Origin of the sequence: Nonomuraea mesophila (genome assembly GCF_004352805.1) — a bacterium.
Taxonomy (GTDB): domain Bacteria; phylum Actinomycetota; class Actinomycetes; order Streptosporangiales; family Streptosporangiaceae; genus Nonomuraea; species Nonomuraea longispora.
Genome location: NZ_SMLD01000243.1, coordinates 1 through 10818, shown reverse-complemented (window position 1 = coordinate 10818; position 10818 = coordinate 1). Strand labels below are relative to the sequence as shown.

The following is a 10818-nucleotide window of genomic DNA, read 5'->3' as shown; positions in this document are numbered from 1 at the left end:
GGGCAGGGGCGCCGGCGGGGTCAGCCACTTGACTACCACCTTTTCGGCCACGACGACGGAGTAGTTAGTCTGGTCAACGTGCGGGCCGAAACCCCGCTCACCTGGGACCCCAGTGTGGAGATCCCCAGAGTCGTACGAGAGGCTGGGCAGCGCCCGGAAGCGGCGCACCGCGAAGGGCGGCGGCGGATCCTCGTCCAGCAGCCGTACGAGCGCGGTGGAGAGCCCGTGATCTCGGCCGGTGAGGGGCTTCTCACCGAGAGAGATCAACCGATCCCCTATTGAATCCCAATTCAACACGATAGCCAAACTTCCAGGTAGCAATGTCATAAAAAGTCTTGCCCATGTTGATATCTGCTGCAACACTCCTGATCTGGTCCGCTGTGTCCGGTAAGGTCGCGCGACCCCTCTTCCCCCGCACATTCAAGAAGGAGTAGCGGCCGTGTCCCGTATCCGGTTCACCCGTCGTCTCCCGGCCGCATTCGCGGCGGCCGGCCTCGCGCTCGCCGTCGCGGCGTGCGGCGGTGAGTCGTCGACAAGCCCAGAAGGCACGAACGCGGCGGCGGCCGACGACCTCAAGCCGAACGCGGACCTGACCAAGCAGTCGATCCAGGTGACGGTCTGGGACGGCTACCTGCCCGAGGAGTTCACCAAGAAGGCCAAGGCGCAGCTGAAGGTCAAGGACCTCAAGATCGCTCTCCACGCCACCAACGAGGACGCGATGGCCAAGCTGACCGCCTCAGGCGACAGCGGCATCGACGTGGCGTTCGTGTCCGGCCAGTACGCCCAGGCGCTCAACGAGCAGGGCCTGCTGGAGCCGATCCACCCCGAGCTGATCCCCAACCTGGCCAACCTCTACCCCGAGGCCACCCAGCTCTCCTACGACAAGGGCAACAAGATCTCCGTGCCCTACACCTGGGGCACGACCGGCATCTGTTACCGGACCGACCTGGTGAAGAAGAAGCCGACCAGCTGGAACGATCTGCTCAAGCCGCCGGGCTGGGCCGACAAGAAGGTCACCATGATGACCACCGAGCGCTGGCTGGCCCTGCCCGCGCTCAAGGCGCTCGGCTACTCGGTCAACACCGACAAGGACGAGGAGATCGCGCAGGCCAAGGAGCTTCTGGTCGCTCAGAAGCCGCATCTGCTCGGCTACGACGACACGACGTTCGGCGACAAGCTGAAGTCCGGTGAGGCCGTCATGGTCGAGGCGTGGGACGGCTGGTGCCCGACCACCGACCCGAAGGGCAACATCGCGTTCGCCGTGCCGAAGGAGGGCAGCGACCTCTGGGTGGACACCATGGTGATCATGAAGTCCTCCAAGAACAAGGAGGCCGCGCACGCGCTCATCAACTACATCCTCGCCCCCGAGAACCACAGCTGGGCGGCCGAGAACATCAACTACAAGGTGCCCAACAAGGCCGCCATGGAGATGGTGAAGGTCGCGAAGGGCTCGCTGCTCGGCATCAAGCCGGACGAGCTGCTCGACGGTGAGTCGATCGTCGACCTGGGACAGGCGTCCACGAAGTACACCCGTCTGTCGACGGAAGTCACGGCGCAGTCGTAACAGCGGTGAGATCTGAGCCCAAACCCCGGCCGGCGTCCCCGTCGCGCGGACGCCGGCTGGGGGCGTTCGTGTTCCTGTCACCGGGGCTGACCTATCTGGTCGTGCTGCTGCTGGTGCCGCTGGCCCTGGTGCTGAGCAACACCGTCTTCCAGCGCGGGCGCTTCGGCGGCGTGGTGTACGAGTTCACCACCGAGAACTTCGCCCGCCTGATGGACCCGCTCTACCTGGGCGTCGTCGGCGGCTCGCTGCGCATCGCCGCCCTGACGACGGCCATCGCGCTGTTGCTCGGCTATCCGACGGCGTACGCGATCGCGCGGCTCTCACCGAAGTGGAAGACGATCGCCCTGGTGGCGATCGTGCTGCCGTTCTGGACCAACTTCATCATCCGCGTCTATGCGTGGATCATCCTGCTCAGCGGCCCCGGGCTGGTCAACAGCGGGCTGGCGGCGATCGGGCTCGGCCCCTACGAGCTGCTCTACAACCAGGGCGCGATCGTCACCGGGCTGCTCTACTCCTACCTGCCGCTCATGGTGCTGCCGCTGTACGCCGCGATCGAGCGGCTCGACCCGCAGCTCAGAGAGGCCTCGGCCAACCTCGGCGCCTCGCCGTTCACCACGTTCCGCAAGGTCACGCTGCCGCTGACGATCCCGGGCGTGCTGAGCGGCTGCCTGTTCGTGTTCGTGCCGAGCTTCGGCAACTTCGTGATCCCCGAGATCCTGGGCGGCAGCAAGTCGATCATGGTCGGCAACCTGATCCGGGACCAGTTCCTGAAGGCGCGCGACTGGCCGTTCGGCTCGACGCTGGCGCTGGCGCTCATCGCCGTGCTCCTGGTGCTGCTGATGGCGCAGGCCTGGATGGCCCGCCGTGCGTAGGCCCACGCTGGGGCTCGTCCCGCTCTGGGTCACGTACGTCTTCCTCTACCTGCCGATCGTCGTGCTCGTCGTCATGTCGTTCAACGCCGGCGAGTCGGCGTACACCTACGAGGGCTTCAGCCTCAAGTGGTACGGCGAGCTGGCCGCGGACGAGCGGGTCAGGAACGGCCTGATCAACACGCTGGTCGTGGCCGTCGGGTCGACCGCGATCGCGACCGTGCTCGGCACGATGCTGGCCGTCGGCCTGGCCCGCCACTCCAGGTCCAAGACCCTCGACGCGCTCGCGCTGATGCCCGCGGTGCTGCCCGACCTGGTGCTGGCGATCGGGCTGCTGCTCTTCTACGGCGTGATCGCGCTGACGCTCGGCCACTACTCGGTGATCCTCGCGCACGGCCTGTTCTCCATGGCGTTCGTGGCCGCGGTGGTGCGCACCCGGCTGTCCGGGGCCGACACCTCGCTGGAGGAGGCCTCGCGCGACCTCGGCGCGGGGCACGTGGTGACGTTCATGAAGATCACGTTGCCGCAGCTGGCGCCGGGCATCGTGGCGGGGGCGCTGCTGGCGTTCACGTTGTCGCTGGACGAGTTCGTGATCGCCTTCTTCACGATCGGGAACGCCGAGCCGACGCTGCCGATCGTCATCTACTCGATGATCCGGTTCGGGGTGACCCCGAAGATCAACGCACTGGCGGCGATCCTGCTCCTCGTGAGCTTCGCAGCGGTGATCATCGGCCAGCGTCTGACGAGAATCGGAGAGAGACAGAGTGCTGAAGGTTGACGGCATCACCCGCAGGTTCGGCGACGTCACCGCGCTCGACGACGTCTCGTTGGAGATCAGGCAGGGCGAGTTCTTCGCCCTGCTCGGACCGTCGGGGTGCGGCAAGACCACGCTGCTGCGCATCATCGCCGGGTTCGAGACCCCCGACCGGGGCACGGCCACCCTCGACGGGGAGGACCTGCTGGCCCTGCCGCCGAACCGGCGGCCGATCAGCCTCATGTTCCAGTCGTACGCGCTGTTCCCGCACATGACCGTGGCCAAGAACGTGGCGTACGGACTGGAGCGCGAGCGCCTGCCACGCCAGGAGATCAAGCAGCGCGTCGGCGAGGTGCTGGAGACGGTCGGGCTGACCGCGCACGCCTCGCGCAAGCCCGCCCAGCTCTCCGGCGGCCAGCGGCAGCGGGTGGCGCTGGCCCGGTCCATCGTCAAGCGCCCGCGCCTGCTGCTGCTCGACGAGCCGCTGTCCGCCCTGGACAAGAAGGTCCGCGCCGACATGCAGCTGGAGCTCAAGCGGCTGCAGCACGACGTCGGCATCACGTTCGTGGTCGTCACGCACGACCAGGAGGAGGCGATGTCGCTGGCCGACCGCATCGCGGTCTTCGACAGCGGCACCGTGTGCCAGGTGGACGAACCCGTCCCGCTGTACGAACGGCCGAGATCGCCGTTCGTGGCCGGCTTCGTCGGCGCGAACAACCTGTTCGAGGGCGTCGCCGGCGACGGCGACGGGCTCAAGAGCGAGGAGTTCGGCGTGCTGGCGGGCACGCCCATGACCGAGCTCGCGGTGGGCGGCAAGGCGTTGCTCGCGGTACGCCCGGAGCGGGTCGAACTGGTCGCCGAGAGCGAGACCGGGGGCCTGCGCGGCAGCGTCCTCGACGTCAGCTTCTACGGCGGTGTCTCGCACATCTCCGTGGACGTGCCGGGCCGGGTCCAGCCGGTGCTGGTCGCCGTCCAGGGCGCCAGTGCGGTGGAGGCCGGGGCCAAGGTCAGGGTGCGCTGGAACGCCGAGGATGCCGTGATCATGGCGGTCGATCAGTGAGACAGGTCGTTGCCCGTGGCCGCCCGGGCGTAGGACAGGACCAGCTCGGCAGCCTCCGCCGGGCCGATCACCGGGTGCCTGGCCGTGATGCGGTAGCCGTACGCGTCCTCCAGCGCGACCAGGTTGCGCGCGATCGTCAGCGAGCCGGCGCTCAGCCGGAAGACCCCCAGCGCCGCCCCCGTGTCGAGGATCGCCTGGTACATCGACACCTGGCGGTCATAGAGCGAGGTGAGCAACACGCCGTAGACCCTGTTGCGGCCCGCGGCCCCGCCGAGCTCGTTGAGCAGGCGGACGTCCTGGTCGAGCGGCCCGGTCGGCAGCCCCGACCTGATGGTCACGACCAGCTTCTCCACCGGATCGGTGAAGTCGGCGAGCCGGCGCAGCCGCAGCTCGTAGAAGCGTTCCATGCCGGCGTGCTGCGCCTCGACCAGCAGTTCGCTGAGGTCGGGGTAGTGGTAGAGCACGGCTCCGGAGGTCAGGCCGGCCTCCTCGGCCACGTGGGAGAGTTGTACTCCGTCGATGCCATGGCGGATGATGGCCCTGCGCGCGGCCTCGATCAAGTCGATGCGCCGGTCACTCCGGCTTTTACGCTGAGCCACCCCCACCACCTTCACCCGTTCGGCTGCTGTTCAGTTAGCCGTGACCATAGTGCCCTTAAGTTGACCTTCACGCTAGATGCGTTTTTGAATTCCCCTTCAAATTGATCAGCTCTTCCGGAGTCTCGATGTCTCTCACCATCCTGTTCATGCCAGAAAGCGCCTACGGTCCCACCAACAACAGCATCGGCATCGGCGACATCCTGCGCCGCCGGGGTCACCGCGTCGTCTTCGCCGCCGAGGCGTCGTGGAAGGGCAAGCTCGAAGCGCTCGGCTTCGAGGAGGACCTGGTCGACCTCGCGCCTCCGCCCGAAGGCGACGAGGAGCAGGACCCCGGGCAGTTCTGGAAGGACTTCATCCGCGAGACCGCGCCCGAATACCGCAAGAGCACCCGCGAGCAGCTCGAGACCGTCGTCAAGCCCATCTGGGCCGAGCTGATCGACGGCGCCAAATACTGCGAGCCGCAGCTCAAGGCCATCATCGAGCGGGTGCAGCCGGACATCATCGTCGAGGACAACGTGCTCACGTTCCCGGCGCTGGTCACGGCGGGCAAGAAGTTCGTCCGCATCGTCTCCTGCAACCCGCTCGAGGTGCGCGGCGAGAACGTCGCGCCGGTCTTCTCCGGGCTGCCCGCCGCCGACCGCTCGGAGTGGGACGCCTTCCGCGCGGAGTACGACCGCACCCACCGCGAGCTCTGGACCGCCTGGAACGAGTGGTGCGTCGAGCAGGGCACCGAGCCGCTGCCCGAGCTCGACTTCATGCACAACGGCGACCTGAACCTCTACGTCTATCCCGAGATCGCCGACTACGCCGCCGACCGGCCGCTGGGCGACACCTGGCACCGGCTCGACTCGTCGGTGCGGGAGACGGAGGAGACGTTCGAGCTGCCCTTCGAGCGCAACGACGGGGCGCTGATCTATTTCTCGCTCGGGTCGCTCGGCTCGTCCGACGTGGAGCTGATGCGGCGGGTGATCGGCGTGCTGGCCGACACCCCGCACCAGTACATCGTCTCCAAGGGGCCGCTGCACGAGGAGATCGACCTTCCCGCCAACATGTGGGGCGCGGAGTTCCTTCCGCAGACTAGGATCATCCCACTGTGTGACCTTGTCATCACCCACGGCGGTAACAACACGACCACCGAGGCGCTGCACTTCGGCAAGCCGATGATCGTGCTGCCGCTCTTCTGGGACCAGTACGACAACGCCCAGAGAATGGATGAGTTGGGCTATGGTGTCAGGCTTTCGACCTACACCTTCACGGACGACGAGCTGAAGGGGGCGGTCGCGCGGTTGCTCGGCGACACCGGGCTGCGCGCGAAGCTGGCCGCCGCGGGCGAGGAGATCCGGCGCCGCGACGGGCTGCGCAAGGCCGCCGACCTGATCGAGCAGCTCGGCAAATAGCACGACCTCTGAGAGATGAAGTCATCCGATGCGTGAACTGATCAACCCCGCCACCGGGCTCCCGTGTGCCGAAATTCCGGACACGCCGGTGGAAGGTGTGGCGACGGCCGTACGGTCGGCGCGTGCGGCGTTCGAGCAGTGGTCGCAGACCACACCCGCCGAACGCCAGCGCCTGCTGCTGCGGCTGGCCGACCTGGTGGAGGCCGACGCCGATGAGCTGACCAGGCTGGAGGTGGAGGAGACCGGCAAACCCGCCGCCGTGTTCAGGGACGGCGAGCTGCCGTTCGCCGTCGACAACCTGCGCTTCTTCGCCGGCGCCGCCCGCTCGCTCGAAGGGACGGGCGCCGGCGTGTTCAGCCCCGGCTACACCTCGGTCATGCTGCGCCGCCCCGTCGGGGTGGTGGGGTCGATCGCGCCGTGGAACTTCCCGTTCGTCATGGCCGTGTGGAAACTCGGCCCGGCGGTGGCCGCGGGCAACGCGGTGGTGATCAAGCCCGCCCCTCAGACGCCCCGTACGACGGTGCGGCTGGCGGAGCTGTTCGCCAAGGCGGGCGCTCCGGAAGGGCTCGTCCAGGCCGTCACAGGAGACGCGCAGGTCGGTCAGGCGCTCGTCACCGACCCCGGGGTCGACATGGTCAGCGTCACGGGCTCGACGGAGACCGGCCGTGCCGTGATGTCCGGGGCGGCGGGCACGCTCAAGCGGGTTCATCTGGAGCTGGGCGGCAAGGCCCCGGCCCTGGTCTTCGCGGACGCCGATCTGGCCGAGATGGCCCACGGCGTGGCCATGGGGGCGACGTACAACAGCGGACAGGACTGCACGGCGGCCACCCGCGTGTACGTCGCCCGCGAGGTCCACGCGGACGCGGTCGAGGCGATTCGGGCAACTCTTGCCAACATCACCGTCGGCGACCCGTGGGACCCGGCGACCGACATCGGCCCCCTGATCTCGGCGGCCCACCGTGACCGGGTCCACGGGTTCGTCTCCAGGTCGGGCGGGCGGATTCTGCACGGGGGCTCGCCGATCGACCGGCCGGGGTTTTACTATTCGCCTACGCTTGTCAGCGAGGTCGGTCAGGACAGCGAGATCGTCCAGGGCGAGCTTTTCGGTCCTGTTCTGGTCGTGCTGCCGTTCGACGGCGAGGATGAGGCCGTCAGGCTGGCCAACGACACCCGATACGGCCTGGCCTCGTCGGTGTGGTCGCGCGACGTGTCGCGGGCGATGCGCGTGTCGCATCGGCTCGACGTGGGCGTGACCTGGGTCAACGACCACCTGCCCATCGCCAGTGAGGCGCCGCACGGCGGGGTGAAGGGCAGCGGGTTCGGCAAGGACATGAGCCAGGAGGCGGTGCAGGACTACTCGGTGACGCGGCACCTGATGGTGAAGCACGCGGCACCGGCCGAGCGGGATTCGTTCCGGCCCGCCTAGAAACGTGTACGGCGGTAGACGCCCCGAAGTGCTGCTTTGGGCGTGTTCGATGGGATATGTTCGGTTGGCCGATCTGGTACGGGTTGTGTTCCAATTACCCAGCCGGACAGAATCCCATGCGCCACACGCGTGTCTGATTTTTTCGAGCACGTACCGGCGAGAGGTTGCGAGAGTCAGTGAGGACGGATAACCCCAGACATACGAGGTCAGGGGAGTACACAGGCGGACGGTTCCGGCTGGGGAACTGGCGTGTGCGCTCAAGGCTGGTCGCGCTGATCCTCATCCCCACGGTCGTGGGTGTGCTGCTCGCCGGCATCCAGCTGGCCGACGCCATCGGCACCAGCGCCGAATACCGCCGGCTCACCCAGGTTGCCGAGCTGGTGCAGCGCATCGGCGCGCTCAACCACGAGCTGGGCAAGGAACGCACGCTCACCGCGTGGTACGTCGCCGACCGCAGCAAGGCCCAGCGCTTCGTCCAGGTCAAGACCCAGCGGCAGGCGACCGACAAGGCCAGGCAGGAGGTCGTCAGCGCGGCCTCGTCCGTCGACGCGGCCCACTCGGCCCGTGTGCGCGAGGGCGTCGCCGACATGAACCGCTGGCTCGACGGCCTCGACAGCCTGCGCGCCTCCATGAGCGGCAAGGTGCCGCCGCGCGCCGTCATCGCCACCTACACCACGATGATCGACGTCTTCTCGTCGATCCAGGCCGGCATGGGCGACGGCGTCACCGACGACGCCCTCCAGGGAGACGTGGCCGCCCTTGGTGCGCTCCAGAGGGCCAAGGAAGAGGTCTCGCGGCAGCAGATCATCCTGCTCGTGACGCTCGTCCAGCGCCGGCTCGACAGCGACGACTGGGCCGAGTTCCTGGGCTCCTGGAACAAGCAGCAGGCCGAGCAGCTCGCCTTCGAGCAGGAGGCCGACCCCGCGGAGCTGGAGGCCTACCACAAGGCCGTCACGGGCCGGGAGGTCGACCAGGCCGACGCCATGCGGCAGCGGGCGCTCGCCCAGGTGCGCGCGAGGAACCGGATCAGGGACCTCGACGTCACCACGCGGGCCGACCTCAGCCGCTGGGTCGAGAGCACGACCGCGACCGGCAACGCCATGCGCGAGGTCGAGGACGGCCTGGCCACCAAGATCGTGGCAGGCACCCGCGACCTCAGCAACACCGAGCAGCGCAACGCGATCATCTCCGGTGCGATGATCCTCGTGCTGCTGCTCCTCGTCCTCATCATCACCACCCGCGTGGCAGGCTCGCTGGTCCGCCCGCTGCGCCGGCTGCGCGCCGAGGCGCTGCAGGTCGCCACGACCCGGCTGCCCGAGACCGTGCGCCTGCTGCGCGAGTCCGGCGAGGGCGCCCACGTGCCCGAGATGCCGTCGGTCGGCGTCAACACCCGTGACGAGATCGGGGAAGTGGCGCGGGCGTTCGACGAGGTCCACCGCGAGGCCATCCGGCTGGCCGGTGACGAGGCCAAGCTGCGCGCCAACGTCAACTCCATGTTCGTCAACCTCTCCCGGCGCAGCCAGACGCTGGTCGAGCGGCAGTTGCAGCTCATCGAGGGCCTGGAACAGGGTGAGGAGGACGAGCAGCGGCTCGCCAACCTGTTCCGCCTCGACCACCTGGCCACCCGCATGCGCCGCAACAGCGAGAACCTCCTGGTCCTCGCCGGCCAGGAGGCCGCGCGCAAGTGGAGCGAGCCGGTGCCGCTGGTCGACATCGCCCGCGCCTCGCTCTCCGAGGTCGAGAACTACGAACGCGTACAGATCCAGATCGCGTCCGGCACCCTCATCGTCGGCCCCGCCGTCACCGACGCCGTCCACCTGCTGGCCGAGCTCATCGAGAACGCCATCTCCTTCTCCCCGCGCGAGAGCAAGGTCCAGGTGACCAGCTCGCCGGTCGAGGGCGGTGTGCTCGTCTCGATCAACGACCTGGGCATCGGCATGAGCCAGGACGAGCTGGCCGAGGCCAACTGGCGGCTGGCGAACCCGCCCGTCGTGGACGTGTCCGTCTCGCGGCGCATGGGCCTGTTCGTGGTCGGCCGCCTGGCCCTGCGCCACGGCATCCGGGTGCAGCTCAGCATGCGGGAGACGGGCGGCCTGAGCGCGCTCGTCATGATGCCCGACATGCTCATCAGCGACGGCACGGGCACGCCGCAGCAGGGCGGCCAGTACGAAGCGTTCACCACGTTCGACCCGAGCATGTTCGGGCAGTCGCAGCCGTCGGCGAACGGATCCGGCACGCGCACCGGCGCACCCTCCGGCGAGGGCGCCGAGCACGTCGTGGACACGCAGTGGCCGGGGTCGCTGCCCGCGCCGGGCACCGGCAACTGGCCGTCGTTCGGCGAGCAGCAGCCCGCCGCCTTCGGCGAGCCGGCCGAACAGCAGCCGGCCGCGTTCGGTGAGCAGCCTCCGTCCTTCGGCGAGCAGCCTCCGTCCTTCGGTGAGCAGCCCTTCGGTGAGCAGCCGCCGGCCTTCGGGGACCGGCCGCCGGCCTTCGGTGAGCAGCCGTCGCCGTTCGCGGGGCAGCCCCAGGGGCAGGAGGAGCCGGCCGCGCCGGCCTGGCCGTCCTTCGCCCAGGAGCCGCCGCCCACGCCGTCGCCGTTCGCCGAGCAGCAGTGGCCGTCGTTCTCCGACGAGCCCCCACCGGCCCCCGAGCCGGCGTCGTTCGCGGAGAACCGCTGGCCGTCGTTCGCCGAGCAGCCGCCGCCGTTGCAGAACGACGAGCCGCGCTGGCCGTCGTTCGCGACCGAGCCGCCGCAGCAGCAGCCCTCGGAGGAGCCGCGGTGGTCGTCGTTCGCCGACCCGCTGCCGCGCAGGTCGTTGTTCGAGGCGGAGGACCGGCCGCGGCCGCAGTTCGACCCGGGCTACCGCTCGCCGTTCTCGGAGGAGCCCAAGCCCGCCGACCAGTTCGAGCAGAACGGGACCCCCGACTACAACCCGTACGGGCCCGGCGACTACTCCTCGCAGGACATGACCGGACCGCTGCCCGCGGTGCGCAACTCGCCCATGGAGGAGCAGAGCGAGGAGTTCCTGCCGATCTTCTCGTCCGTCGGCTCCGACTGGTTCCGCAGGCCGGAGCCGGATCAGCTGCGGCCTCGTGCCGAGCCGGGGCAGGAGCCGGAGCACGAGACCACCGCCGTGCACCCGGCGGTG

The 10818-nt window shown here is 68.8% G+C and carries 9 protein-coding genes; 8 read left to right on the top strand and 1 reads right to left on the bottom strand.

What is annotated here, in order from left to right; translation table 11 throughout:
* The 5 genes from E1295_RS44700 to E1295_RS44680 all read left to right on the top strand — a co-directional run.
* Positions 1-282 (top strand): hypothetical protein (locus tag E1295_RS44700; protein WP_220449212.1); only part of this gene is annotated, 282 nt, incomplete at its 5' end.
* 157 nt (positions 283-439) lie between these two features.
* A complete protein-coding gene (locus E1295_RS44695; protein ID WP_132640909.1) occupies positions 440-1564 on the top strand; it encodes a polyamine ABC transporter substrate-binding protein in 1125 nt (374 codons plus the stop codon).
* Between the two features lie 5 nt (positions 1565-1569).
* Positions 1570-2436 carry an ABC transporter permease gene (locus E1295_RS44690; protein ID WP_246081149.1) on the top strand — a complete coding sequence of 289 codons (867 nt, stop codon included), beginning with the start codon at positions 1570-1572 and terminating at the stop codon, positions 2434-2436.
* Positions 2429-3211 (top strand): ABC transporter permease, encoded by a 783-nt coding sequence (locus E1295_RS44685; RefSeq protein WP_132640907.1) that lies wholly within the window; start codon positions 2429-2431, stop codon positions 3209-3211. The genes E1295_RS44690 and E1295_RS44685 overlap by 8 nt, the downstream gene beginning before the upstream one ends.
* The gene (locus tag E1295_RS44680; protein WP_132640905.1) at positions 3198-4247 is read left to right on the top strand and encodes an ABC transporter ATP-binding protein; all 1050 of its coding nucleotides are present in this window, start codon (positions 3198-3200) and stop codon (positions 4245-4247) included. Before E1295_RS44685 ends, E1295_RS44680 begins: the two co-directional genes overlap by 14 nt.
* Here the strand turns inward: E1295_RS44680 and E1295_RS44675 are convergent.
* Complete coding sequence (locus E1295_RS44675) at positions 4241-4846, bottom strand: TetR/AcrR family transcriptional regulator (RefSeq protein WP_166427725.1); 606 nt, start codon at positions 4844-4846, stop codon at positions 4241-4243. The genes E1295_RS44680 and E1295_RS44675 overlap by 7 nt on opposite strands.
* Before the next feature lie 125 nt (positions 4847-4971).
* Here E1295_RS44675 and E1295_RS44670 point away from each other — a divergent pair, with 125 nt between their 5' ends.
* From E1295_RS44670 to E1295_RS44660, 3 genes are all read left to right on the top strand, one after another.
* A complete protein-coding gene (locus E1295_RS44670; protein ID WP_132640903.1) occupies positions 4972-6243 on the top strand; it encodes a glycosyltransferase in 1272 nt (423 codons plus the stop codon).
* Between the two features lie 28 nt (positions 6244-6271).
* Positions 6272-7669, top strand: a complete 1398-nt coding sequence (locus E1295_RS44665) for an aminobutyraldehyde dehydrogenase (RefSeq protein ID WP_132640901.1) — start codon at positions 6272-6274, stop codon at positions 7667-7669.
* Positions 7670-7920: 251 nt separating this feature from the next.
* The coding region (locus E1295_RS44660) for a nitrate- and nitrite sensing domain-containing protein (RefSeq protein WP_166427724.1) at positions 7921-10818 on the top strand (2898 nt) is incomplete at its 3' end.

Bases quoted from the DNA above. Each gene is read 5' to 3' on its own strand.
- E1295_RS44665 (WP_132640901.1), top strand. From the start codon at position 6,272: ATGCGTGAACTGATCAACCCCGCCACCGGGCTCCCGTGTGCCGAAATT.
- E1295_RS44670 (WP_132640903.1), top strand. From the start codon at position 4,972: ATGTCTCTCACCATCCTGTTCATGCCAGAAAGCGCCTACGGTCCCACC.